This window comes from Allohahella sp. A8 (assembly GCF_047946665.1).
Lineage (GTDB): Bacteria > Pseudomonadota > Gammaproteobacteria > Pseudomonadales > Oleiphilaceae > Allohahella.
On sequence record NZ_CP172312.1, the window covers coordinates 2,889,697 to 2,915,081 of the forward strand.

Consider the following 25,385-nt stretch of genomic DNA (forward strand, 5'->3'; position numbering starts at 1 on the left):
TTAGTCCGTTCGCGCCATATCAGGCGATCTTCCTGCTGGTATATAACAGCCTGGTTAAGTGGCCAACCGAAAGGAAGCACTCTATGAAAATAATAACTCACTGTCTTTGCTGTGGCTCAATCGCCGCGCTTTCGTTGTTGTTTGCGGCAGGCCCCAGCCTGGCAAGCTCCGGCAAGGGGAAGAACGTTTCCGCACCCGCCCGACCACTGGCTATGCGGGAGGTCGTGCTACTGCGCGAGGAGATCCGTCCACATGGGGAGTCACTTCAGAGCAGAAAGATTCGAAGTGCAAAGAAGCATCCTGGAAAACGAGGTTTCAGATCAGAGCGAGGCCTGCGCGCCAAGCGTCCCCGACCAACCCGTAACCGACTTGTCGTGGTCCCGGGCGAGTTCGCCCAGCCCCTGAGCCTGCGCACAGTACCACCGGGTAAATAGCACCGCCGGGTAAATAGCACCGCCGGGAACCTGACACTTCGCCCAGTACGAATTCGAGCACGCTATGGAGCACAGCACAATGTTCGGCTCAATCTCTCTTGCTACGCGCACACTTTCGCTGACCGTGGTTTTTATCATGGCGGTAGGCAGCAGCTCAGTTTCGGCCGCTTCTATTCGCGCCTTGATTCTTCATGACTCGGAGCCCGGCAGTAGCTACAACAAACTCGGCAAGGCCTACGCCATCATGCTGAGCAATCTCCTCGGACACTTCGATACAACTATCGAGATAAAGCCTGTCGAAGACTACGCAGCCGGCGAGATCGAGACCATGGATATCACCTTTTACCTTGGCTCGTACTACGATAATGCGCTTCCCGAAGCCTTCCTGGCGGACGCCGCAAGCACCAATCGAAGCCTGGTATGGTTCAGGTACAATCTGTGGCAAATGGCTTGGGATGAAGCATCAGATTTCGAAACAAGACGCGGCTTTCGATTCGACGGGATTGTAGGACTCAACGCATCGCCGTCTCCAGCAAACAAGGCACCCGGGTTCTTCGATACCATCCTGTACAAGGGCCGCAGCATGGTGAAGTACTATGACTATGATGCCCAGACCAACTCGGTGTTCGCAGATCCTGAAGCAGGTGCGACCACAATCTCTGATCCGGCTATTGCGTCCAGCGTTGCCGAAGTTGTCAACGGCGATACCGGCGAGAGCCTGCCGTATGTCGTTCGCGCTGGCAATTTCTGGTATGTCGCGGACATTCCGTTTTCCTATATCGGACCACGCGACCGCTACCTGGTCATCGCCGATCTGCTACACGATATGCTCGGCGTTTCTGAGCACGCTCAGCGCTTCGCGATGGTTCGGCTCGAGGACGTGGGTGCACTGACCGGCTTCGAAACGATGCAAACCCTCACGGACTATTTCCTGGGGCAGGACATCGGATTTTCGATCGCTGCTATACCGCACTATCTCGACCCGCTTGGGCAATGGAATCGAGGACTGCCGCAGGAAATACCCTTCGCAGACGCCACCGAACTCCGCCAGGGCCTCGACTATGCGCTTGAGCGAGGCGGGAAAGTTGTACTGCATGGATTTACCCATCAATACGGTGAAATTCGCAATCCGTGGACTGGTGTCAGCGGCGATGATTTCGAATTCTGGGACATCGTCCGTAATCGCCCAGTGGCCGAAGATTCCACATCGTGGGTTCTGAACCGGCTCGACGCAGGCGTCGCCGAATTCCGAGCTTTCGGCATTCAGCCTTACGCATGGGAAACGCCTCACTATCACGCCTCCGCAACGGCGAACCGAGCCTTTGCTCAGCGCTTCGGTACCACCTACAACCGGGTCGTTTACTACACCTCGGACGTGCCGGATTTTGCCGGGCGCAACGGAGATCCTGATTTCGCAGTGGGTCAGTTTTTCCCGTACATCATCCACCGGGATTACTACGGCCAGCGCATTCTTCCTGAGAACCTGGGCAACATCGAATACGACATCAGTGAGACCGACCCAGCCTCCAGCTATGCCTACACCTGGCAGGATCTCTACCTCAATGCCCAGCATGCCCAGGTAGTCCGGGACGGTTTCGCCTCGTTCTTCTTCCACCCGTTCTGGCTCGAACCAAGTCTTGGCACGCCCGGACTTGCAGACCTTCAGAAACTCGTCGACGGCATCAATCAGCTGGGCTTCACCTGGGTGGATGGCAGTGAGCTGAGCCAGGCAGCACTAAGACAATAACAATAAAGAGTTAGCGCAGAACCCAACGTAAGGAAGGATCCAAGATGAAAAAAATTTTCGTGATTGCGGGCACACGCCCGGAAGTCATCAAACTCGCCCCGGTTTACAGGCAACTTGTTGAGCGATTTAGTATTGATGGCGTGGAATGGGTCAATAGTGGCCAACACACCACGCTGGCCGACCTTGCGCTTGAAGCCTTCGGTATCAGCCCTGGGACCGTGCTCAACAGCATGGCCGCCGATGGTTCGCTGGGGGTGCTCAGCCGCAATCTGATCAGCGAATTTGATCACCTCTTTTCGATGACAAGCCCCAGGGCGGTCGTGGTTCAGGGCGACACCACGACAGCATTCGCTGCTGCGCTCGTCGCCTTCTATCACCGTCTTCCCTGCATTCACGTCGAAGCAGGCCTGCGCTCATTCGACTGCGCCAATCCGTTTCCGGAAGAGGCCAACCGCCGGATGGTCACCAGCCTTGCGACCCTTCACTGCGCGCCGACACCGCGCGCTGCGGACAACCTGAGGCGCGAAGGTGTACCAGAAGCGCATATCCTCATCACAGGTAATACGGTCGTTGACGCTGTGCACCACGTCAGGGACAAAGTGTTGAAACTCCAGCCACCGGCTCGGGGGCAGCGTCAGATTCTGGTGACCATGCATCGGCGCGAAGCCTGGGGCGATGAGATGGAAAACATGTGTACCGCGCTGCTCGAACTTGCCGATAGCAGACCGGATGTCGTAATTGATTTTCCAGTTCATCTGAATCCAAGAGTGCGTGAGCCCGTGCACCGTCTCCTTGGGGAACACTCTCGGATCCACCTGCTCGCGCCACTGGACTACATCGGCCTTCAGAAGATGTTGAGCCAGAGCTACCTCGTGCTTACTGATTCCGGCGGTATACAGGAAGAAGCACCAAGCTACGGTGTGCCTGTGCTTGTGTTACGTCGCTTGACGGAACGACCAGAGGCCGTCGAGCAAGGCTACGCCGAGGTTACCGGAACCGACCCGCACGCCCTCGTGCGTTCAGCCCAGCGACTGCTCGATGACCCTGATGCGTATCGTGCGATGGTCGCACCAGCCAACCCTTTTGGCGACGGCCACGCAGCAGCCAGGATTGCCCACGCCATGTCGGTGCTGCTGTCGACGCAGCCCAGCAGGCATGAGCGTGCGTCACTAGCCACTGCCATGGAGTAAGTGGCATGGACTGGGTTGATAGCATTGCCATTTACTGGTTTTTCGTAAAACTGCTGCTCATCACCACTGCGGTATTGATCGCTATCAGTAGCTTCGATGATCTGTTCATCGACATCTGCTACTGGTGTCGCCGGCTCTCCCGGCACCTGAATGGTAGCGCAGCAGCTGAATCGCTCTCTCCAGAAATACTGCGGGCTGCAGAGGAGCGTCCGATTGCGCTCATGGTACCGGCCTGGCAAGAGGCAGATGTCATTGCACAGATGCTGCAGAACGCATTGACGGTTTTCGACTACAAGCGCTTCCACATCTTCGTAGGCACCTATCCCAATGATCCGGACACACAGCGCGAAGTCGATGCGGTAGCGGCTGCCAACCCGACCATTCATAAGGTCGTTGGCGCTCGGCCGGGGCCTACCTGCAAAGCAGACTGTCTGAATGAGGTGATCGCTTCGATACTCGAGTTCGAGGCGACGCGAAACATAGAGTTTGCAGGCTTCGTCCTGCAGGACTCTGAGGATGTAGTGCACCCCCTGGAGCTGCGGCTGTTCAATTACATGATCGCTCACTACGACCTCGTGCAGATCCCGGTCCTGCCATTACCCAGGCCCTGGACGGAGTTCACCGGCGGGCATTACAAGGATGAATTTACCGAGTGTCATACCAAGGACGTGCCGGTCCGTGCGGCGCTTACGGGCATCGTCCCGAGCGCCGGAGTCGGCACTGCATTCAGCCGTAAGGCCATACTGGCCCTGCATCGCGAGCGCAATGGTGAGGTATTCAATCCTGGCAGCCTTACGGAAGACTACGATATCAGCCTGAGGCTACGAGAGCTGGGCATGCGGCAGGTATTCGTGCGGGTCAGGGTCAAGTGCGAGTCCAGGAACCCAGGCCGTGCCGATGAATATATTGCTGTGCGTGAGTATTTCCCAAACAGCTTCAAAGCAGCCTATCGGCAGAAGGCTCGCTGGATACTGGGCATCGCGCTTCAGGGCTGGGCGAATGTCGGCTGGACCGGCAACCTGGCGACCAGGTACATCCTGTTTCGTGATCGCAAGGCGCTGATCACATCGCAAATAGGTTTTCTGGCCTATTTCGTGGTGCTCAACGTTGTCGTGATGGAAGTGACCCACGTGCTGCTATCCGACAGCTACTGGTTTCCTCAACTCGTGCCGGCAGACAGCTGGCTGTGGTGGCTGATGATCGTCAATGCGATCCTGCTCAGCAACAGGGTCCTGCACAGGGTCGTCTTTATGAGCCACTATTACGGCTGGCGACAGGGCCTACTCTCGGCACCCCGTCAGATCTGGGCCAATGTGGTCAATTTCTACGCTTGCAATCGGGCACTTCGGCAGTTTGCGGGGCATCTGATCTACGGCCGTCATCTGGGCTGGGACAAGACTCAACATGCCTTTCCGGTAGCCCCACATATGGACCGCCCTCGCCGGCAACGCCTTGGAGAGCTGCTGTTGGACCTCCACGCCATTCCTTCCGAGCAGCTGCATTCTGTGCTCGCGGAGCAGCACGACGATCCCCGCCCCCTGGGTCGACTCCTGCTGGATCGTGGTTGGCTGAACGAGCAAACACTCAAACAGGCCTTGCAGATGCAGAAAGCCGTTGAAACAGCGGCGTAGCGATAGCCTGAAACGAACGCGCAAAACCGGTGCCCCATGCAAACAACCAAAACTGCCGCGGCTCAGTTAGGAAGCTATCGCGGCTTATCAAGACGCCTGAAGAATCTAGCCACTGTTGCTATGGCCGCCCTGCTCTGTCTCCTGTTTGGAAGTACAGCAGCCAGTGCACCATCCCAGAGACAAGAAGTAGTGCCTGATACAGGCGCTCAGAACTGGCTCGAAGAGGAACTGGCGAACTTTCGTAAATACCCGTTTCTGGAACGTGCCGAACGGCTCATTGGCACCGGCCATTCAGTTGAGGCCGCTAACGAACTGGAGCGGGTGCTTGCTGTAGACCCTGAAGACGTTGATGTGCGACTGCGCCTGGTAATCCTGTTCCTGGGTCCACTCGACGATCCGCAATCTGCAGCAGAGCATGCAACGAAGTTGATCGAAATCGGTCGCGAACCGGGACTGGGACACCACTACCGGGCACTGGCAAAGCTGCGGCTGGGCGCCGCCGAATCGGCGGCAGATGATTGGCGCCGCGCCCTCGATGCGGAGGAGTTGGACAGGGACAGGCAGCGTTATATTCGGCGACAACTGGCTGATATCGCGATCCAACGTGGTGATTTTGCAGCGGTTCCTCCCCTGCTTGAAGAACATGACGCCGATCAGGTCTTCGAGGACCGCCTGCGGCTGATTCGCGCCTACATCAATCTCGGACGGTCCCAGGAGGCTTTGCAAATGCTCATGCTTACAGCATTCGGCGAGCACAGCGTTCCACCAGAAGCCTGGCGTGCCATTGCGCAGTTTCAACTGGATCTCGGTCAACCTGCGCTTGCAGCAGTCACCATGAACCGAGGCTTGAGCAAAGTGGAATCAGTAGCGATTCGGCGGGAACTGGCAAGCGCTCTGGGACATCTTCACATGGCGCGGAGCGAGCTGGAACAAGCCACACAGGCTTTCGCCATGGCGGCAAGAGAGGGTGACCCGGAACCGGAGCTGTATCTGGCCTGGGCTCAGGCGCTCACCGAATCCGGTCTCGTTGCACAGGCACTTGAGGTCGTGGAGACCGTAGAGCAGACCTCGCCATATGGGCGACGCCTGCATGCTCAGCTACTTGCCGAGCTGGGCCGACCAGAAGACGCTGCACAGATCATGAAGCGTTTGCTGGAAGCACCCTCGCTTCAGGAAGATCGGGGCGCGGTGGCGCTCGAAGTTGCCGAACTCCATGCCAAAGCGGGCGATCTCGCAGCGCAATTGACGGCGCTGCAGCAAGCTGTCGCCCTGTCGCCAAACCATGCTCCGGCACTGCGCGCGCTGGCGGAGCGGCTGATCGGCGAGGGCCAACTCCAGGCGGCATCGGATACACTTCGGGCCCTTGTCGCGGTAGAGGATCAAGCTGACAATCGCCTCAGGCTGGTCGATGTGCTAATCGCTGCCAATGCACGTCAGAGTGCGCTGGACGAGTTACCGCTGCTGGCGGAAAGGATGCCTCCCGATCACCCGGAGCGACTGCGGGTCTTGCGTCAGTGGGCCGATCTCGCCGAAGCCGAGCAGGCCTGGATTGCTGCGGCACAAGCCTGGGAGGCTTTATTTCTGGCGGAGGAAAGCAGCTCACCACGATACCTGCTGCAGGCAGTGCGTTCGGCTCGCCTGGGAGGCCAACCAGTGCGGGCGCGTCAGCTAATCGTCAAGCTTGATATCGCTAGGCTGGAACCTGAAGTTCGCGCCTTGTTCCTTGATGAGCGTGCCCAGATAGCGCTTTCCGAAGGTGAGACACTGGCTGCCGCGCAGTGGCAACAGGATGCAGTACATTTGCACGCCAGTGCCGAGCGCCACTTCATCATGGCGGAAATATGGAAGGCGCTGGGTGAACCAGATAAAGCCCGCAAGGCGCTGCAGGAAGCCATCATACTGGCTCCGAACAATGCTGAGTATCATGCGAGTCTCGGTTATCTGTCTCTGGAATCAGGCGACCCCGAACTCGCGGCCGAGCACTTTGGAATAGCCGTAGCGAATGAAGGCGCTCTTGCAGATCTCAGGCTTGAGCAGGTCCAGGCCTTGAGACGAGCGGGGAAGATTGAGCAAGCCCTGGACCTGCTTGAGTCCACCGCAAATCTGCCTGTGTACGGCACAAGACTCAAAGGACAGCTGCTCAGGGAGCTGGGACGTGTCGAGGCTGCTGAACAGGTTCTGGCGCAGCTACTCGATGAGCCAGGTCAAGTGGATGAACCGGGCGCAATTGCTCTCGAAATTGCCGACATGCATGCGCAGGCAGGTGATTCCGCGGCTCAACTGGCAGCTCTGGAACGCGCTGCGCAACTGGCGCCGAATTACCCGCCTGCCCTGCACGCCCTGGCGGAACGCCAGGTTGGATCAGGTGATCTGGTCTCGGCCGCGAAGACCCAGAAACGCCTGCTTGCCTTGCGGGGCGATACAGAAACACACGTCCGACTGGTGGATATTCTGGTGGCGGCGAATGACCACGCAGCCGCCTTGTCTGAAATGCATCAACTGGTGGGATCACTCCTGCCAAAACATCCCGATCTGCCCATGGTGCTGCGGAAGTGGGCAAAGCTTGCCGAGGCGCATGGTCTCTGGGCGACCGCAGCGCAGGCTTGGGAGATGCTTTATAACGCTGAGGGCACCCGTCCTGGGGCACTGATGCTGAATGCAGGTCGAGCAGCACGGCTTGCCGGTCAGCACGAGCGGGCAAGCCAGATGCTTGCACAGATCAAGGAACACGCACTGGCGCTTGATCAGCGAGCATTGCTGTATGAGGAGCTCGCCCGGCTGGCGTCGCTGGATGGCGACCTGCGTCAGGCGGCAGAGGCGCAGCGCAGATCTGTGCTGACCAAACCCACCGCAGACCGGCACTACGCGCTTGGTCAATATCTGCTGAAACTTGGAGAGCAGCTCGATGCCCGTAATGAATTCGAGCAGGCGGTATTGCTCGCCCCCGAGAATGCCGAGTTCCGGGCAAGCCTCGGCTACGTCTACCTTGGGTCTGGTGATGACAGTCTTGCAGCCGATCATTTCGAAGCGGCCCTGGCTGGGGATGTACAGCGTCTGCCCCTGTATGAAGAACTCGGCCATGTCTATCGGCGCCTGGGTCAGGACGAGGCCGCGGCGAGTGCATTCCGCCGTCGCATCGATCTGGCGCAGACTGAGCAGCCGGACACTGAGCGAGGTGACGCCAAGGGTAGCGCCGGTACTGATGAACGTGGCTACGCCTGGCGGCGGGAAGTACAGCAGCTCGAGGATCGTCTGAAGATAAACACGGGGCTGTTTGTGCGTCGTATGAACGGCAATGATGCCTCCGATCCTGATGGCTCGGTCGGCCTGGCCGGCTTTCGGAGCCAGGCCGGCCTCGACATTGCCTATCGGCTCGACAACGTTTCGGACGGTCGTCACGTTGAGGTTTTCGGGCGTAGCATCTGGACATTCGAAGACGACACGCTTTCGACAGAAGGCAGCCGAACCCAGGGTGGTGTTGGCCTTCGCGCCAAGCCCTTCGCCCCGCTCAATTTCCTCATCTCAGGTGAGCGACTGGTTGCGCTGGGGCGCGAGGCCAGAAACGACTGGATGATCCGCGCCAGTGCCTCGTTCGATCGCGGCACAGCTTATGCTCCAAGTGAGACGTACCGCCATTACCGGTCGGTGTACCTGGACGCAGCCCTGGTCGTGGAAGACCGAGCAGAGTTTCTGGTCGGGGAGTGGCGTGAGGGTGTCGCCGCGCATATTCGGCAGGGTCTGAACCTGACGCCCTATGCTATAGCAGGTGCTAGCTACACCGAGGACATCGAAACGGAGAAGCGCTACGAAATCGGCGTTGGTACGGCCCTACGCGGCTGGTTTGGCGGCAACGCCTATCGGACTCATAGTAGTCAGCTTGAGCTGGCGCTTGAATACCGTGCGGTGGTGGGTGGCAATACCAATGAAAACTCGGGCTTCGTGTTGCGCCTGCACAATGGCTTTTAACGTGATCAGGAGGTTCCGCCAGTGAAACAGCTCTTGTTCTGGCTGCTAATGACAATGACTTTGCCAGCGGCAGCCGGTGAATGCCCAGGCGCACCTTTCCGCTCAAGCTTTCTGCAGCCCCTTCTTTCCGACCTGGAACGATCACCGGACGAGTGGCAGGCAGCGCTGCAGGATATCGCAGGGCTGGGGGTCGAGACGCTCTACCTGCAATGGAGTGTCTTCGGCGAGCTGGATCTGAGCCGCGAGCCAGGTATACGGTTCCTCAGTGGTTGGCTGGATCAGGCACATGCCAATGGGCTACGGGTCGTTCTGGGCCTGGCAGCCGATGCCGACTATGGCACACAAATCAGCGCGCCTGCCGATGAACTGGCCGCATATCTGGCAAACCTTCGCGAACGCTCATTGGCGGCTGCCGCTCGGCTCGAAGCAGAACTCGGCCGTCATCCTGCACTGGCAGGATGGTATATCTCGGAAGAAATCGACGACCGCACCTGGACACAAGCCTGGCAGGTTGATCTGCTTCGGGAGCATCTGAGAAGCCTTGTCAGCCTGCTTACACAACTGAGTCCTCACAAGACGGTGAGCATTTCGACCTACGTAAGCGGTTCACAATCGCCTGATCAATTTGAGCGGCTATGGCGAGCGCTCTGGGCAGCAGCACCAGAGTTACGGGTCCTACTACAGGATGGTGCTGGCGTGGGCACGGTGGCACGTCCCCACCACCACGAATACGCGCTCAGAGTGAACAGAATCGCTGCTCGATCCAAGCGCTACTGGGGCATAATCGTGGAGCTGTTTTCACAACAGAGCGGGCCGCCGCTTGATGACACACCCTTCAGCGCGCATGCGGCTCCCATTACACGAATCCTGCGCCAAATGGGCGCTATCCAGGCGCTGAAGCCCGGGCCAAATGAGATCGTAGCGTTTTCTGTACCGGAATACCTGCTCGATTCCAGTAGACCGGGACAGGCCGAGTTGCTTAGTCAGTATCGGCGTTTCTACTGTCGATCCTGACAACCTGAGCCAGGCGCAGTCGCGGCACATTCGTAAATCTTGTTGACCGCCTGGGCCCGGTTGGAGACATCAAGTTTTCTGAATATTCGCTTGAGGTGATTCTTTACGGTAAAGCGACTGATATCGAGAATCACACCAATCACCTCATTGGTCTTTCCGGCCCTGACCCATTCCATGATCTCCCGCTCGCGCGAAGTGAGACCGAAGTCGGAGACAGGCCCCGCAAAAGCAGCAGTAGACGCTTGATCACGCAAGGGCGGCAGTTGTCGCAAAGCCGTATCGATATATGGCAGGAGTAGCTTGAAATAGTGATGAGCCGACCTTGGGATAGACAGCGCCTCACTGAATACCAGATACATAATTTCGTCGCGCTCCCGCACATTCTGAATACCATGAACAAGCGCTGACCGCATGCGTCTGAAGTTCATGCTCACAGGGTCAGGCGTATCCTGCTTGCTGTGATCGAGCACAAATCCGTCCTCATTCCGGACGTCAAAAAGCTGGTGACCACCCTTCTCCCAGCGCGCCAGGAGATCTTGTCTCAGGGGCAACATGTCGGCACCGACCACATTGGATGTCCGCATCTCACGAAGTGGAGAAATGACATCGATCTGCAGTGTTTCGCTTTCGCGCAGCCGCCAGATGGCAAGCAGGATTTCATGCGGCAGATATGTCTGAAGATCCCCCTGGAGCCAATGAAACAGATCGGCATGCGTCTGGATATTCAGCGCCTCCTGTATCACGTTTATGAACTGATTGTTTTCGATATTAAGCGCATTGGACAAGTTGGTACTCAGGATGTGAGCCATCTTCGTCATACTCTACCCTCGGTGTAAGAGCGTCATGCTCCGGGTTAAGAGATCCATGCTGTGGGACACTGACTACTCGAACAGAAAACGACCACCTCCAACATAAAAATTCCATATTAATCAGCAAGATACGTTCCACATATTGCAATCCACACATTTATCAATCGTCTAATTGGATTAGGTCGACCACTCTATTCTTCGTTATGTAAAAATCTTCGACGCCTCCTAGGCTGAGCTGAAACCATAACAGCCTGCCGCTCAGTCGCTGCCCACGAGCCATACAGGCGTTGTCGGCTACACCCACGCATGTTCTGCATCTGACTCAAGCTGATCTGGCGTGTAAAAACCCGCGACACCCTGGGGAAGGGTTTGTCCGGTATCTTCGAAAACAGACAGACCAATCACTCGTGAAAATATATTTTCACAAAGATATTGACAGTCGCCTGCGTTTTGAAGAACTCTCTTCATAGCATCTGTATAAGGAAGAGCTCCGTGATTCCAGAACAGGCACTTTCGTTTCCGCGATGAGCATCCCGGCTGGTCGCATCGCGCCGCAGGTCATCAGGCCTGAAGCAGGCTCTCAGATCCTGCTGGTATGCGAACACGCCAGTAACTTCATTCCCGATCAGTATCACGGTCTTGGTCTCAACGACGCCGTCCTGCAGAGCCATGTCGCCTGGGACCCGGGGGCGCTCGAGGTAGCCAGACACCTCAGTGAACTGCTCGATGCGAGACTGATCGCAAGTGCCGTGTCGCGTCTCGTCTATGACTGCAATCGTCCGCCCCACGCTCTGGACGCCATGCCTGCGCGCAGCGAGATTCATGACATTCCTGGCAATGCCAATCTCGGGGATGCTGAGCGGGCCAGTCGTGTAGCCAGTGTGTATAAGCCATTCAAGAAGCAGCTGAAGACAACACTGCAGAGTATGTCGGGCACACCCATCATCATTACCATCCATAGCTTCACGCCGGTGTACAAGGGGCAGCAGCGTACGGTGGAGATCGGAATATTGCACGACCGTGATAGTCGTCTGGCTGATGCCCTGCTGCAGATCGCGCAGCAGAACTGCGAACGCATCGTTCGGCGCAATCAACCCTACGGGCCGAAAGATGGTGTAACGCATACCCTGAAAGCACATGCGCTGCCATCTCACTATCTGAACGTGATGATCGAGATCCGCAACGACCTCATCGCTACGCCACATGACCAGGAGGCCATGGCCCTGATGCTGTCAGGCTTGCTCACCGCCGCAATCAAGGTGGCGCAGGCCAGGCCGGTACTCGATGAAGAGTTCTCCGATGATGAGGACGAACCCGAATGGGGCCAGTGATCCGAGGCTATGTCCGCGTCGTCGACGCCGTAAACTACCGCATCGGCCGCATCATGATGTATGGCATATTCGTCATGGTCGGCATACTGCTCTGGTCATCGATTTCGAAGACTTTCTTCCTGCCCTCACTCTGGACGCTGGAAGCGGCGCAGTTTGCGATGGTTGCGTACTACATCATGGGCGGGCCCTACTCGCTGCAGCTAGGTTCGAACGTGCGGATGGATCTGTTCTACGGTGAGTGGTCGGCAAAGAAGAAAGCCTGGGTAGACGCCTTTACTGTCTTCGTCCTGGTTTTCTACCTCGGCGTGCTGCTCTACGGGGCTATCGAAAGCACCAGCTATTCACTCGAATACGGCGTTCGCAGCCGGACTGCCTGGCGGCCGTACATGTGGCCTATCAAGGTCGTCATGTGCATCGGCTTCTTCCTCATGCTGCTACAGGCCATCTCGGAGTTCTTCAAGGACATCGCGATCATCCGCGGAGAGACCCTCTAGATGTCGTATGACCTGATTGCCTTGTTCATGTTCTCCACGATGATGCTCATGCTGATGACCGGGCAGCGGGTCTTCGGCGCCATTGGAGGTGTCGCAGCGCTTGCGGCCCTGGCGCTCTGGGGCACCGGTGGTTCGGACATCCCTTTCGCAGCCTCGATGAAGCTGATGAACTGGTACCCGCTGTTGACCCTGCCGATGTTCATCTTCATGGGCTACGTGCTGTCAGAGTCCAAGATTGCCGATGACCTGTACAGGATGTTTCACGTCTGGATGGGCCCTATGCCGGGCGGGCTGGCTATCGGCACAATCGCGCTGATGGTGCTGGTCTCGGCAATGAATGGCCTATCCGTGGCAGGAATGGCCATCGGTGCGACCATTGCCTTGCCTGAGCTACTCAAGCGGGGATACGACAAGCGAATGGTGACGGGCGTGGTCCAGGCAGGCTCCTCGCTGGGTATTCTCGTCCCACCCTCTGTCGTGCTGGTGCTCTACGCCATGATCGCCAGGCAGCCGGTGGGACAGCTGTGGCTGGCGGGCGTCCTGCCCGGCCTGATGATGGCGGCCATGTTCATCGCCTATATCTACATTCGCTGCCGGATACAACCCGAACTTGGCCCGCCACTGGCGGCTGAGGAACGTCAGGTCAGCACCCGCGAGAAGCTGCGCCTGCTGCGTGCAGGCTTGTTACCGCTAGTCATCTTCGCTGTCATGATGGTGCCCTTCATCAACGGCTGGACCAGCCTCGTGGAAAGCTCTGCCATTGGGGCCATGGCCGCGTTCCTGGCTGCGATTCTGAAGGGACGAATGAACCGGGCGGTCTTCGAAGTCTCCGTTCGGCAGACACTCGGGATTTCCTGCATGTTCATGTGGATTATCCTGGCAGCCCTGGGATTCGGCGCAGTGTTCGACGGTCTCGGTGCGGTTCAGGCCATCGAAGGCCTGTTTACAGAGCAGTTAGGGCTGAATCCGTGGACCATCCTGATCCTGATGCAATTGTCATTTCTCATCATGGGCACCTTCCTCGACGACACCGCAATGCTGGTTATCGTCGCGCCCCTGTATGTGCCGTTAGTCGATGCGCTTGGTTTCGATCTCATCTGGTACGGCATCCTCTACACGATCACCACGCAGGTGGCCTACATGACGCCACCCTTCGGCTATAACCTGTTCCTGATGCGGGCGATGGCGCCGCCAGAGATCTCACTGCGCGACATCTACAGCTCCATCCTGCCTTTCGTGCTTGTCATGATACTGGCGCTTGCGCTGATCATGGTCTTTCCGGACATCGCGATGTGGCTTCCGAATTACGTGTACGGCAAATAAGACCTCGAAGGCAGAAAAACGGAAACCAGGAGAGCATCATGACCACAAGACGTAAGTTCCTCGCAACAGCCGGTATCGCTGGTGCAGCCGCGCTGGCGCCGCCAGCACTCTACGCCGCAAAGCCTAAGATTCGCTGGCGCATGCAGACTTACGCAGGTCCCGCACTTGCTGAGCACGTTATCAAGCCCGCCATCGAAAGTTTCAACAAGATTGCCGGGGACGAGATGCAGATTGAACTGTATTTCGCAGACCAGCTGGTACCGACGGGTGAACTGTTCCGGGCGTTGCAGAAGGGCACCATCGATGCTGTACAGTCCGACGACGACTCCATGGCCTCGCCGACGGAAGTGACGGTCTTCGGTGGCTACTTCCCCTTCGCCAGCCGTTATTCGTTGGATGTGCCGGTGCTGTTCAACCAGTACGGGCTGGCGGAAATATGGGAGAAGGAATATGCCAAAGTCGGCGTCAAGCACATCTCGGCCGGTGCATGGGACCCCTGTCACTTTGCCACCAAGAAGCCAATCAATTCGCTGGACGATCTCAAGGGCAAGCGCGTCTTCACATTCCCCACCGCTGGTCGCTTCATGAGCCAGTTCGGCGTGGTGCCGGTCTCCCTGCCCTGGGAGGATATCGAGGTCGCGGTTCAGACCGGCGAGCTCGACGGCATTGCCTGGTCTGGGATCACGGAGGACTACACCGTCGGCTGGGCGGATGTGACCGACTACTTCCTCACCAATAACATTTCGGGTGCCTGGGCCGGCTCCTTCTTTGCCAACATGGATCGCTACAATGCGTTGCCGGAACACCTGAAAGAGCTCTTGAAAGTCACTCTCGACAGCTCGCATTATTACAGACAGTGGTGGTACTGGGGTGGCGAAGCCGAGCTCCGCGTAAACGGTTCAAAAATGAAACTTACCACGATTCCTGATGAGGAGTGGGCCGAAGTCGAAAAAGCCGCGAAGGTATTCTGGGACGAGATCGCCAAGGAGTCGGAAACCAAGGCCAAGGTCATCAAGATCTTCAAGGACTATGGTGAGCTGATGGAGAAGGCCGGACGGCCCTATCGCTATAGCTGAAGGTTGTAGTTCGCTGAGCTGTCACCACTCGGCAGCCCGGCGATTTCTGATAATGAACACGGAGCCAACATGGCTGCAAATCTCTCATTCAAGGAACTCACCAAGCTGGTCGAGGATGGCTCGATCGACACCGTAGTCGCCGCCATTCCAGACATGCAGGGTCGACTCATGGGCAAGCGCTTCCAGGCACAGTATTTCGTCGATACGGCCTGGGAGGAGAGCCACTGCTGCAAGTATCTGGTTGCCACCGATCTGGAAATGACGCCCGTCGAGAATTATAAGTCGACCAGTTGGTCATCCGGTCATGGTGACTACGTCATGAAACCCGACCTCTCCACCATGCGGCGGCTGCCTTGGCTCAAGGGCACCGCATTCGTCCTCTGCGATCTGCTCGATCACGCTACGCACAAGGACATTCCCCACTCGCCACGTGCCGTGCTGAAGAAGCAGCTTGCTCGCCTGGCCGAGCATGGTCTGACGATGACGACAGCCACGGAACTCGAGTTCTTCATTTTTCGTGAGTCCTTTGAACAGATGCAGGACCACAAGTATCACGATATGACGCCGGTGAGTCCCTACAACGAGGATTACCACATATTCCAGACCACGCGTGAAGAGGGCGTTATGCAGCCGATCCGCAATGGTCTCTATGGCGCTGGTATTCGCGTCGAAAGCAGCAAAGGCGAGGCGGACCCAGGACAGGTAGAGCTGAATATTCATTACTCTGATGCCCTCGACATGGCTGACACCCATGTTCTGGTCAAGAACGCAGTGAAGGAAATCGCCTGGCAGAATGGCCGAAGTGTGACCTTCATGGCCAAGTGGCACCACAGCGCGGCAGGGTCGTCAGGCCACATTCATCAGTCGCTGTGTGACAAAAAGGGCAAGTCCGTCTTCTTCGATCCCAAGGCAAAGCACGGCATGTCGAAGCTCATGCAACAGGCTCTAGCGGGCATGCTGAAGCACGTGGATGAAACGACGTTTTTTCTCGCCCCTTATGTGAACTCCTACAAACGTTTTGCAGCAGGTACATTCGCGCCAACAAGCGCGGTCTGGTCAGTCGACAACAGGACCGCCGGTTATCGGGTGGTTTCACCGGGCACCGATGCCGTGCGTGTAGAGTGCCGTATTGGTGGCGCGGATATGAACCCCTACCTTGCATTGGCTGCGCAAATCGCTTCCATGCTCGCAGGTATCGACGGCAAGCTGAAGCTTGAACCGGAGTTCAGCGGCAATGCCTACGGTGCTGAAGAGACACGACGGATACCGAAGAACCTGAGAGCAGCAACGGCAGCACTACGCGGTTCGACGATGCTGCGCGAAGCCATGGGCGACGACGTGATCGACCACTACGTCCGCTCGGCCGAGTGGGAACAGGAAGACTTCGATCGCGTGGTCACCGACTACGAAGTGCGCCGTGGCTTCGAGCGCGCCTGAGCATCAAGTTACACACGCAAGGCATACAAGAGAAGGCAGCGAAATGACACAGATGATTCGATGCATTTCACCGGTCAACGGTGAAGTTTATGCACAGCGCCCTGCCCTGAGCATCTCAGAGGCGGGCGACGCCGTTGCGCGCGCGACTGTGGCTCAACTTGGCTGGAGCCAACGTCCTCTGGATGAGCGGGTCAAGCTGGTAAAAGCTGGTGTGGAAAAGCTCGGCGAGATGAACAAGGAGATCGTCGAGCAGCTGGCCTGGCAGATGGGCAGGCCGGTGCGCTACGGTGGTGAATTCGGCGGTGTGAAAGAGCGTGCGTTCTATATGGCTGATATCGCAGCCGACGCACTCGCGCCTATAAACATCGAGAACACTGCCAGAAGCCGCCGTTATATCAAACGGGTACCGCACGGGGTCGTGCTCGTGGTGGCACCCTGGAACTATCCCTACCTCACCGCGATCAATACAGTGGCGCCTGCGCTTATAGCAGGTAACGCCGTACTACTGAAGACGGCGTCGCAGACCCTGCTGGCTGGTGAGCATCTGGTGCAGGCTTTCACCGAAGCCGGTATACCTGCCGACCTGTTCCAGAACGTTTTTCTTACACACGAGACGACTTCACAACTCATCGCCGCGCGCAGCTTCGACTTCGTCAACTTTACCGGCTCAGTGAGTGGCGGAGAAGCCATGGAGCAGGCGGCAGCGGGCACCTTCACCGGGCTCGGCCTTGAGCTGGGTGGGAAGGACCCGGCCTACGTGATGGAGGATGCCGACCTGGACAAGGCTGTCGACACTCTCATCGATGGCGCAATGTTCAACTCCGGTCAATGCTGCTGCGGCATAGAGCGTATCTATGTGGTGGCCAGTCTGTTCGATCGTTTCATCGAGAAGGCAGTGGGCATTGTCAGTAATTATAAGTTGGGCGATCCGTTGGAGCAGGAGACTACACTCGGCCCGATGGCGCACGTGCGCTTCGCGGATCTCGTGCGTGAGCAGACTGCTGAAGCGGTGAAGGCCGGTGCCAAGGCGCTCATCGATCCGGCGCTATTTCCCAACCAGCGTGATGCCTACCTCATGCCCCAGATCCTGATCGATGTCGACCACAGCATGCGGGTCATGCGTGAAGAGTCCTTTGGTCCAGTCGTCGGCATTATGAAAGTCCAGGATGATGCCGAAGCAATCGCTTTGATGAATGACAGCGACTATGGCCTGACCGCCTCACTGTGGACCAGGGATTTTGAACGTGCCGAACGCATTGCCGATCAGATCGAAACCGGCACGGTGTACTTGAACCGCTGCGACTATCTCGACCCCGCGCTGTGCTGGACGGGCTGCAAGGACACAGGGCGTGGGGGTGGCCTGTCCTCAATTGGCTATCACAATCTGACCCGCCCCAAATCCTATTACATGCGGAGCCTCTGAAGATGACACTCACAGCGAACTGGTCCTATCCGACGGCGATACGTTTCGGTGCGGGTCGTATCTCGGAGCTCCCCGACTGCTGCAAGGCACTCGGAATCAGCAAGCCGCTGCTGGTGACAGACAGGGGCCTGGCGAACTTCCCGATTACACAGTCGACCCTCGATCTGCTCGAGAAGGCTGGTCTTGGACGAGCGATCTATTCCGAGGTCGATCCTAATCCTGATGAACGCAATATGGCAGCTGGCGTTCAGATCTATCGTGAAGGCCGACATGACGGCGTGATCGCGTTCGGTGGCGGCTCCGGTCTTGACCTGGGCAAGCTCATCGCATTCATGGTTGGTCAGGACAGGCCAGTATGGGATTTCGAAGATATCGGTGACTGGTGGACGCGGGCCAAAACCGAGAACATCGCCCCGATCATTGCCGTGCCGACGACCGCGGGAACGGGTTCGGAAGTGGGTCGCGCCAGCGTCATTATCAATAGCCAGACCCACGTCAAGAAGATCATCTTCCATCCAAAATTCCTGCCTTCAATCGTCATTTCTGATCCTGAACTGACTGTCGGTATGCCACCGGTAATCACCGCGGGCACCGGTATGGATGCCTTCATCCATTGCTTCGAAGCCTACTGCTCGCCATTCTTCCATCCAATGAGTGCGGGCATTGCGCTGGAGGGCATGCGCATCGTGAAGACCTACCTGCCACGTGCATACGCCGACGGGACTGATATCGAAGCCCGCGGGCAAATGATGGCGGCGGCAGCCATGGGCGCAGTGGCGTTTCAGAAAGGCCTCGGCGCCTGCCACGCACTGTCGCATTCGGTAGGCGCGATTTACCACACCCATCACGGTATGACCAATGCCGTCGTGCTGCCTGCTGTCATACAGATGAACCGTGCGGCGATCAAGGACAAAGTCTGCGATATCGCACGGTATCTGGATATCAAGGGTGGTTTTGATGGTTTTGTGGATTATGTGAACGAGCTGCGGGTACGATTGAATATCCCACAAACACTGGGCGAACTGGGAGTAGCTGACGATCGCATAGACGACATGGTGGCCATGGCGCTGGAAGATCCGAGTGCCGGCGGCAATCCAGTCGTGATGACGGCGGACAATACCAAGGCACTGTTGAAGGCCTGCTTTTAATACTTCAGAGCGGCCAGTGCACCTGTAGATTGCCTCCTCCAAAGCGCAGTTCGTGCAGGAGTATGCTGGGTGAGATGGTCAGCACGGCCCTGTCTTCGGCGGACATGAGGTACTCAAAGGGAAAAGCCAGCTTTCCGATAAAACCGTTTTCGTCACGATTGCGATTGCGCCCGCTTTCGAAGCGCTGGTCGATGTTCACGTAGCTTGCATAAATCTCCGGCGTAAAGAACGCCCGCTCTGAGATCGCGAAACGCAGGCTGCCGAATATCATCGGCTCACGGCGATCGATATCACCGACATCATCCAGGTTGCGACCGAAGTAGCCCTGCTCTCTCACCGACAGATATCTAAGTCCTACGGAAGGCCGGTTGGAGTGAGGTATGTAGGTGGCCTGTAGTGTAAGTTCCCAGAGGTAGCGGTCGAAATCCGCCGCATTAACCTCACCCTCAGCCTGGGTCAACTGATACGCCCGGCGGGTTCGTTCGCCCGCGACGTCAATCGTCAGTAGCCAGTTCGGAAGCAGCCAGTCGTGCGTCAGTGCTGCGCTGAAGGACTCGCTTTCAGCCCTTAGCTGACTGGTCTCACTCACGATGACCGCTTCTGGAGAGTAATTTAGTGACAGCGTTGTGCCTAGCGCATCATCAGCACCATTCAAAGGCTGGTGCCACTGCAGAAAGGCGGTGGCCGGCTCGGTATCGAACTCGTCCCCGGTATCACTCTTGGTGTTGAAATAGGTGTCCGGCAGAATCCAGCTGGCGTGTAACCAACTCTCGTTACCCAAATATCTGCGCACACTGAAATAAACATCAGCTGTCGACTTGTCTGCCGTGACATCCCCCTGCAGCCAGATTTCAGTTTTCTCCATGAGCTGATGGCGGAAGCCAAAAATCTGCCGCTCGTAGAGACCATCCAGATCTTCACCGCGCTGGATATCAAGCATGAAGGCCTGTCGACCGTCGTTGAACTCGAAGTCCTGGCGGTATCGAAAATCCAGGTACAGAACGTCGCTGCCTACACTCCCGGCCGTGCCTCGGATGCCGGATTCCGTGGGACCAGGATGTCGTTGGCTATGGCGATAGCTGAATTCGTGAAGGTAACGAACGGCATTGAAGTTCTGATCCCGGCCATCAACCACCGCCTCGGTTCGCCATGGTTGCGGGAAATGGTCGGGACCAATGTTGGCGTGGACCAGGCTTGAGGAGAGCAATAAAACCGGGAGGCAGCGACGATATAGAGACATGAAAGATAGGTCTGGAGTCATAGAGACACTGTGGATCCGTTTTCTAATGCTATACGGGCATTGCTGATAATTGAGTTTGAAAGGTACCCGGCCTTATGAGAAAAGTGATAGCAACGTTGTCATCATGCAAAATACCCTTGTAGAGGCTTTTGAAATGGCCAGTCTGATTGTACGTAATATTGACAATAACGTTGCCAATGCACTGAAAGTGCAGGCACGCAGGCATGGCATCGGTGTTGAAGCTGAACATCGGCGAATACTGGAACAGGCCTTGATACGCCCGAAAAAAAATCTCTCGCCGAGATTTTGATGGAAATGCCAAACGTCGGGACAGATGAGGACTTTGCGCGCGTCGAGTTTGGCGCGCCAAAGAATGCGATTTTGACGTTGCCGGAGCGAAGCTGCTGAACCCGTTTACCTGATTCAGCGCGCTTCACCACGCGCCTGGTCCTCCAGTCTTACAAGGATTCGAGGAACCTCAGCAATGCCCCTTTGTCACCGCCACCCAGGCCTTCATAAGCCACTTTCGAGGCCTCGCCTTCGCCGCCATGCCAGCGGATCGCTTCATCGATCGTACGAGCACGGCCGTCATGGAGGAAGTTGGCATCTGGCGTACAGCGCTCATAACCATCCAGACCAAAGGCGTCCCAACCACGCCCGCCGGTGACGCCGCCGGTCACACAAGCTGACAGACCCAAGCCCCAAAGTGGCGCCGTACGCCATTCGCTGCCACTGGCGATGCCTTCGCCGAGATTGTCCGCAAGGCCGGGTCCCATATCGTGTAGAAGCATGTCTGTGTATGGCCTGATGGTTTGGTTCCGCAGTTCTCCCAGCGGGTGGTACTGACTCGTCTTCTGCTCTGGTGTGTGACAGCCAACGCAACCGATGTCGTTGAAGACCGTTTCACCGCGACGGACTTCGGGATTGTCGTAATCACGCTGAGGTCTCACGCCCAGGAGTGAGATGTATTTCACAAGTTTATTCACTTCTGAGTCTGGAATTTCCGCGCCGCTGCTGCCGCATTCAACTTGCTGGGGACCACAGTCGGGCGAAGGCAGCATTGTGGTCATAACGCCCATGTCGGTATTGAACGCCGAAGCTACCTGATGCTTCACGCTGAAGCTCCCGGCCTTGTAGCCGAAGCGGCCCAAGCGGCTTTCGCCAGTGACTGGATCGCGGATTTCCTGAGCCCGACCGGAGATTCCATCACCATTCCGGTCGTCAGGATCAGCTTTCGCCAGAATAGCTGCTTCAGGAATGGCCTCAAGCAGGCCAATGCCATTGATATTCGGAGCAATCCTCGCCGAGAAGGTTTCTGGCGCTCCATAGCTGAACTCATAGTTTGGTGAGCGCAAACCATTTGACTCGCTCCAGAACGCGATGGAAGCAACGCCCTCACCTGCGCTCGCATTATTGATACCGATATTGCGTGGTTGCAGCACCCTACCCCGTTCAGGATCTGGACCGCCGTTGGCATCGCCGATCCTGAATACCCACTTATCCAGTGCCTCGCCATTTGGCGCAACTGGCGCCCGTCCATTGCGAACATGACAGCCAGCGCAGCGATCGTTGATATAGTGCGTACCCGCCTTGCCTGACATTTCGCCAAACACGCCGTTTTCCGGGTTCTCGTCATGCGCGCCGTTCAGGAAGGAAGTGTGATGCACGCGTCGTCCCTGGACGAAGGGCTGGCCATTTTCATAGCCCAGATTCGTTGCCATCTGCTGGAAATGACCATCTGGTTCTGCCGTCATCTGAACATGCAGGGTCGTATCACCGCCGAGGCGAGCGCGCTGCGGTATTGGTACCGAATCACGTTGCAGGGTTCGACCTGGTGTAAAGACGGTCTTGTCAGTCACGCTCCAGGGCACGATGCCTTCACCGACGATGTAGAGAAAGGTGGTGCCGTAATAGTTGGATCGGCCACGTGGGAGCGTACGTTCGTCGAGAAACTGACTGATTTCGAATTCGAGTTTGTCGCCCTTCTGGATGGGTCGGCCTTCACGACAGTTGTAGGTTTCTTCCTTCCAGTAATTGCGATTGTCGTTGGTGGTCATCACCCCGTTTCCACAGAACTCTGCAAGCGTATTGGTGCCGATATACCACCAGCGGTTCTCCGCCTGCAGGTCGTCCAGTTTGTTTTCGGCGCGTACGTTCATGCGGATGCTGTTGCCACCCTTGGCGACCCTGTCGACGATTTCTATTGCAGCCGTGCGATCTTCCCAGTAGAAGCTCAAGTAATGGTCATAAGCCTGGAAGTGGTTTTCCTTGGCATGACGGTCGCGTGCCCTGTCAGAAAATCGGGTGACGAGTGCATCGCCGCGGTCAACCTGGATCGCCGGCTCGAGTTGGGTAGCCGGCCCGAAGAGTGGGACTACCTTGCCGGCACCATTCGAACCGCCACCCCCATCCGCATTACCGCCATTGCCCCCGCCGTTGCCGCCATCTGTGCCACCACCGTCGCCGCCGTCGCTGTCCCCACCATCTACTCCGCCATTGTCACCACCGTTATCGCTGCCATCCGAGCCACCGCCACTGCCGACTGTGAAGGTTTGCCTTGAGGAATCGACAGCGCCGTTTATTCCGGCATCGAAATAGGTAAAGAAATAGCTGATACGATCGCCCGCAGTCAGTCCACTAACCTTAAAGCTGTTCCTGCCACTTTGCTGAGGCATTCTGACATTGATCTGGCCTCCGTCGTTGAGGCTATAGTGCAGGTCAGCCCAGCCTGCCGTGTTGACGAAAAATTCTATCTCGCCGCTGCCGATCTCGGTGACACCGCTGACATCGTCGTTCCTGCTAGGGCCTTCTTTCGGGGTAAACTCGAGCCAATTGAGGTTCAGCGCTGCGCTATCAACAGCGACACGTAGCGTGTGTCGTCCGCTGCTGTCGAGGGTCAATGTGCCAAGAGGCTGGGTCTGAAAAGACTGCCACCCGCCTGTACTGGAGACCGTATTGCTGCCGGCCGAACGACCGTCCACTGAAACGCGATACCTGCCGCCTCCCACGGCAGAGGCAACACGGGCAGAGAGATCGTAGTTGCCAGCCGGAAGATCCACATCGAATTCCAGCCAATCACCTGCGTCCATCCAACCAACATTATGACCACCGCCTTCGTCGCTGGTCTGTTCGATATCGACATCATCGTTACGATAGGCGCCACCACTATTCCCTGGCGTCGTATCGACGAAGCGGTCATAGGATTCTGCTTCGACTCGCAATACGCCGGATTGCGGATCCGGCGTCTCTACCCAAACCTGCCCCTGACCATCAAGTTCGTAAATGCGGATGTAGTCGATTTTCATTTGTGCGGGCAGTGGCGCAGTAACCTGCTGGTTTGTCGCGGCATCAGTGAAATTGCCGCCGACAGCCAGGTTCAGCAACAGATAGAAGGGCTTCCGCAGTGCAGCCATGTCATCGTTGATAGTGATCGGCTGCTCATACAGATCCGTTTCGACACCATTGTCCAGAATGCTGAACCGTATCTGGGAGTCGGTCCAATAGGTGCGGTAGGTGACGAAGCGATTACTGAGCGGCGCTGGCGCAAGATAGGCATTGTCATTCTGCCAGGCAGTACTGGCGGCACAGGTCGGGTTTCCATCAGAACAGGCGGCGTCCGCGTAGAAAATCACGTTTGCACCGACAAAGCTATTGATGTCAGCGCCTGAGAAACCCGCCTCTGCACGGCCTTGCGCACGATGTCCAGACTCCATCATGTCGATCTCGCCTTTCTTCGGCCAGGGTTCGTCGCTTGTTCCCAGCATCCATGCCGCAGGCCATAAACCGGTCCCCACGACAGGCTGCTGCATACGCACTTCGATCATCCCGTACTGAACAGAAAGCTTGTTCTTCGTATCGATCTTTCCCGAGGTGAACGCCTTGCCATTGTGTTGCACTGCGAGTCCAGGTTCGCGCTTGGCCTCAAGTATGAGCTGGCCGTTTGCTGTGAAGCTGTTACCGGCTTTGTACCACTCCAGCTCCTGATTGCCCCAGCCGCAAAGCCCCTGCTCACAGCCGTCGCCTTCTACGACGTTCCAGATCCGTGAGTCGAGAGTATTGAAGTTGTCTTCCCACAACAGTCGGCCAAGCTCGGCTGCGCTCGTCGAGCAACTGCCAAGTGCCACAGAAAGCAGTGACAAACCCAGTGCGAAGTGAATGGCAGGCGGCCGGTGGGTGGTGGTGAGATCCATTGCAAAGCTCCGTTTATCGTTATACCAGCGAAGCTAAGTGATTGATGCCACGAGGGCATCGTCGGAATGGATGAGCGCTTGGGACCAGATGGCCTATTTGTTCGGGAATGTGACGTGGTTACGCTGATCAGCAGCGTACAGTGGGTCCACGGCCGCGAAGGCCGCAGACGCGCCTGCATGCTATTGCGCTGAAGATTCGGACGCTCGCTTCCTGGCCCGATACTCCGGCACGGGCAGCCCTCCCACCCCCCAATTTGTGAGATCGACCTCGTCGATTACCACAAAGGTTGTAGCAGGGTCCTTATTGAGTACACGAGTCAGGAGCTCGGTTACACCTGCTATCAACTCGGCTTTCTGTTCAGCTGAAGGACCAACTCCGTCCGGTCCTCCTTCTCGTGTGACCTTGATATTGACGTACGGCATCACTGATCTCCTGCAAGTGTGTAGTGGAATACTTTGGTGATGATCAACCACCTGTCGTCGACGCGGATGAGCGTCAGGCAATCGGTATAGTACCGGCCCATCATGACCATTTCAGCTTTCACACAGGCCAAATGAGGGCCGATGATCTCGATTGCTACAACACGCGCCTCCCGCTTGGCACCGCTCTCGGCAGGCGCCGCTCTCTCATCGACGATCTTCAGATACGTGTCCAGCGTCAGGTTGCGGTAACTTGAAGGCACGGCGTTGACGTAGCGCGCATCTGGATGAAAGACCTCGGAGAGAATACTGCTATCGGCGCGGAACAGGCCGTCGAAGTATTTCTCCAGCATGTACTGGATCTCATTAAACTCAAGTGACTGGCTCATATGCGTTTTGGTTCCCCTGTCTATGATCTTGACTCATGTAGCCCATCCTAATACTTGCCAGTCCAACTTAATAATATTATCTTCGACTGAACACGATCCGTTTTTATTATCATCTCAAGACGC

At 57.0% G+C, this 25,385-nt stretch carries 19 protein-coding genes; 14 read left to right on the forward strand and 5 right to left on the reverse strand.

From position 1 onward, the window contains the following. Positions 1-83 precede the first annotated feature (83 nt). From ACH3PB_RS12930 to ACH3PB_RS12955, 6 genes are all read left to right on the forward strand, one after another. Positions 84-434, forward strand: coding sequence for a hypothetical protein (locus ACH3PB_RS12930; RefSeq protein ID WP_416395471.1), 351 nt, complete (start codon positions 84-86; stop codon positions 432-434). 79 nt (positions 435-513) lie between these two features. Further along, positions 514-2,181, forward strand: coding sequence for a DUF2334 domain-containing protein (locus tag ACH3PB_RS12935; protein ID WP_416395473.1), 1,668 nt, complete (start codon positions 514-516; stop codon positions 2,179-2,181). Positions 2,182-2,225: 44 nt separating this feature from the next. Further along, complete coding sequence (wecB, locus tag ACH3PB_RS12940) at positions 2,226-3,371, forward strand: non-hydrolyzing UDP-N-acetylglucosamine 2-epimerase (RefSeq protein WP_416395475.1); 1,146 nt, start codon at positions 2,226-2,228, stop codon at positions 3,369-3,371. Between the two features lie 5 nt (positions 3,372-3,376). Beyond that, on the forward strand, positions 3,377-5,002 hold the full coding sequence (locus ACH3PB_RS12945) for a glycosyl transferase family protein (RefSeq protein WP_416395477.1): 1,626 nt from the start codon (positions 3,377-3,379) through the stop codon (positions 5,000-5,002). Positions 5,003-5,191: 189 nt separating this feature from the next. Further along, on the forward strand, positions 5,192-8,968 hold the full coding sequence (locus ACH3PB_RS12950) for an NfrA family protein (RefSeq protein WP_416395478.1): 3,777 nt from the start codon (positions 5,192-5,194) through the stop codon (positions 8,966-8,968). Positions 8,969-8,989: 21 nt separating this feature from the next. After that, entirely contained in the window at positions 8,990-9,982 is a 993-nt protein-coding gene (locus ACH3PB_RS12955; protein ID WP_416395480.1) for a DUF4434 domain-containing protein, read from the forward strand. Here the strand turns inward: ACH3PB_RS12955 and epsA are convergent. Then, complete coding sequence (gene epsA, locus ACH3PB_RS12960; RefSeq protein ID WP_416395482.1) at positions 9,967-10,800, reverse strand: XrtB/PEP-CTERM-associated transcriptional regulator EpsA; 834 nt, start codon at positions 10,798-10,800, stop codon at positions 9,967-9,969. The two genes, ACH3PB_RS12955 and epsA, sit on opposite strands and share 16 nt — an antisense overlap. 515 nt (positions 10,801-11,315) lie before the next feature. Here epsA and ACH3PB_RS12965 point away from each other — a divergent pair. The 7 genes from ACH3PB_RS12965 (at position 11,316) to ACH3PB_RS12995 (ending at position 19,023) form a co-directional block, all read left to right on the forward strand. Continuing rightward, on the forward strand, positions 11,316-12,122 hold the full coding sequence (locus tag ACH3PB_RS12965) for an N-formylglutamate amidohydrolase (RefSeq protein WP_416395484.1): 807 nt from the start codon (positions 11,316-11,318) through the stop codon (positions 12,120-12,122). Then, positions 12,110-12,616, forward strand: a complete 507-nt coding sequence (locus ACH3PB_RS12970) for a TRAP transporter small permease subunit (RefSeq protein WP_416395486.1) — start codon at positions 12,110-12,112, stop codon at positions 12,614-12,616. The genes ACH3PB_RS12965 and ACH3PB_RS12970 overlap by 13 nt, the downstream gene beginning before the upstream one ends. After that, the gene (locus ACH3PB_RS12975; protein WP_416395488.1) at positions 12,617-13,939 is read left to right on the forward strand and encodes a TRAP transporter large permease; all 1,323 of its coding nucleotides are present in this window, start codon (positions 12,617-12,619) and stop codon (positions 13,937-13,939) included. It abuts the gene before it with no gap. A gap of 38 nt (positions 13,940-13,977) precedes the next feature. Further along, positions 13,978-15,015, forward strand: coding sequence for a TRAP transporter substrate-binding protein (locus ACH3PB_RS12980; RefSeq protein WP_416395490.1), 1,038 nt, complete (start codon positions 13,978-13,980; stop codon positions 15,013-15,015). Between the two features lie 69 nt (positions 15,016-15,084). Beyond that, on the forward strand, positions 15,085-16,452 hold the full coding sequence (locus ACH3PB_RS12985; RefSeq protein ID WP_416395492.1) for a glutamine synthetase family protein: 1,368 nt from the start codon (positions 15,085-15,087) through the stop codon (positions 16,450-16,452). Positions 16,453-16,495: 43 nt separating this feature from the next. Beyond that, positions 16,496-17,875, forward strand: a complete 1,380-nt coding sequence (locus ACH3PB_RS12990; protein ID WP_416395493.1) for an aldehyde dehydrogenase family protein — start codon at positions 16,496-16,498, stop codon at positions 17,873-17,875. A gap of 2 nt (positions 17,876-17,877) precedes the next feature. Then, complete coding sequence (locus tag ACH3PB_RS12995) at positions 17,878-19,023, forward strand: iron-containing alcohol dehydrogenase (protein WP_416395495.1); 1,146 nt, start codon at positions 17,878-17,880, stop codon at positions 19,021-19,023. Between the two features lie 4 nt (positions 19,024-19,027). Here the strand turns inward: ACH3PB_RS12995 and ACH3PB_RS13000 are convergent, their stop codons facing one another. After that, entirely contained in the window at positions 19,028-20,263 is a 1,236-nt protein-coding gene (locus ACH3PB_RS13000) for a hypothetical protein (protein WP_416395497.1), read from the reverse strand. Between the two features lie 70 nt (positions 20,264-20,333). Here ACH3PB_RS13000 and ACH3PB_RS13005 point away from each other — a divergent pair, with 70 nt between their 5' ends. After that, positions 20,334-20,573, forward strand: a complete 240-nt coding sequence (locus tag ACH3PB_RS13005; RefSeq protein ID WP_416395499.1) for a FitA-like ribbon-helix-helix domain-containing protein — start codon at positions 20,334-20,336, stop codon at positions 20,571-20,573. Positions 20,574-20,721: 148 nt separating this feature from the next. On the opposite strand, the gene ACH3PB_RS13010 is transcribed toward ACH3PB_RS13005, so the two are convergent. The 3 genes from ACH3PB_RS13010 to ACH3PB_RS13020 form a co-directional block, all read right to left on the reverse strand. Beyond that, positions 20,722-24,453, reverse strand: a complete 3,732-nt coding sequence (locus ACH3PB_RS13010; protein ID WP_416395500.1) for a di-heme oxidoredictase family protein — start codon at positions 24,451-24,453, stop codon at positions 20,722-20,724. Positions 24,454-24,633: 180 nt separating this feature from the next. Then, positions 24,634-24,876, reverse strand: a complete 243-nt coding sequence (locus ACH3PB_RS13015; RefSeq protein WP_416395502.1) for a tautomerase family protein — start codon at positions 24,874-24,876, stop codon at positions 24,634-24,636. Next, the gene (locus ACH3PB_RS13020) at positions 24,876-25,262 is read right to left on the reverse strand and encodes a nuclear transport factor 2 family protein (RefSeq protein ID WP_416395504.1); all 387 of its coding nucleotides are present in this window, start codon (positions 25,260-25,262) and stop codon (positions 24,876-24,878) included. Before ACH3PB_RS13020 ends, ACH3PB_RS13015 begins: the two co-directional genes overlap by 1 nt. Between the last annotated feature and the right edge of the window lie 123 nt (positions 25,263-25,385).

Coding starts and splice junctions, on each gene's coding strand:
- ACH3PB_RS12985 (WP_416395492.1), top strand. CDS start 15,085: ATGGCTGCAAATCTCTCATTCAAGGAACTCACCAAGCTGGTCGAGGAT.
- ACH3PB_RS12995 (WP_416395495.1), top strand. CDS start 17,878: ATGACACTCACAGCGAACTGGTCCTATCCGACGGCGATACGTTTCGGT.
- ACH3PB_RS12980 (WP_416395490.1), top strand. CDS start 13,978: ATGACCACAAGACGTAAGTTCCTCGCAACAGCCGGTATCGCTGGTGCA.
- ACH3PB_RS12945 (WP_416395477.1), top strand. CDS start 3,377: ATGGACTGGGTTGATAGCATTGCCATTTACTGGTTTTTCGTAAAACTG.
- ACH3PB_RS12990 (WP_416395493.1), top strand. CDS start 16,496: ATGACACAGATGATTCGATGCATTTCACCGGTCAACGGTGAAGTTTAT.
- ACH3PB_RS13000 (WP_416395497.1), bottom strand. CDS start 20,263: ATGTCTCTATATCGTCGCTGCCTCCCGGTTTTATTGCTCTCCTCAAGC.
- ACH3PB_RS12930 (WP_416395471.1), top strand. CDS start 84: ATGAAAATAATAACTCACTGTCTTTGCTGTGGCTCAATCGCCGCGCTT.
- ACH3PB_RS12975 (WP_416395488.1), top strand. CDS start 12,617: ATGTCGTATGACCTGATTGCCTTGTTCATGTTCTCCACGATGATGCTC.
- ACH3PB_RS13015 (WP_416395502.1), bottom strand. CDS start 24,876: ATGCCGTACGTCAATATCAAGGTCACACGAGAAGGAGGACCGGACGGA.
- wecB (WP_416395475.1), top strand. CDS start 2,226: ATGAAAAAAATTTTCGTGATTGCGGGCACACGCCCGGAAGTCATCAAA.
- ACH3PB_RS12965 (WP_416395484.1), top strand. CDS start 11,316: ATGAGCATCCCGGCTGGTCGCATCGCGCCGCAGGTCATCAGGCCTGAA.
- ACH3PB_RS12970 (WP_416395486.1), top strand. CDS start 12,110: ATGGGGCCAGTGATCCGAGGCTATGTCCGCGTCGTCGACGCCGTAAAC.
- ACH3PB_RS13010 (WP_416395500.1), bottom strand. CDS start 24,453: ATGGATCTCACCACCACCCACCGGCCGCCTGCCATTCACTTCGCACTG.
- epsA (WP_416395482.1), bottom strand. CDS start 10,800: ATGACGAAGATGGCTCACATCCTGAGTACCAACTTGTCCAATGCGCTT.
- ACH3PB_RS13020 (WP_416395504.1), bottom strand. CDS start 25,262: ATGAGCCAGTCACTTGAGTTTAATGAGATCCAGTACATGCTGGAGAAA.
- ACH3PB_RS12935 (WP_416395473.1), top strand. CDS start 514: ATGTTCGGCTCAATCTCTCTTGCTACGCGCACACTTTCGCTGACCGTG.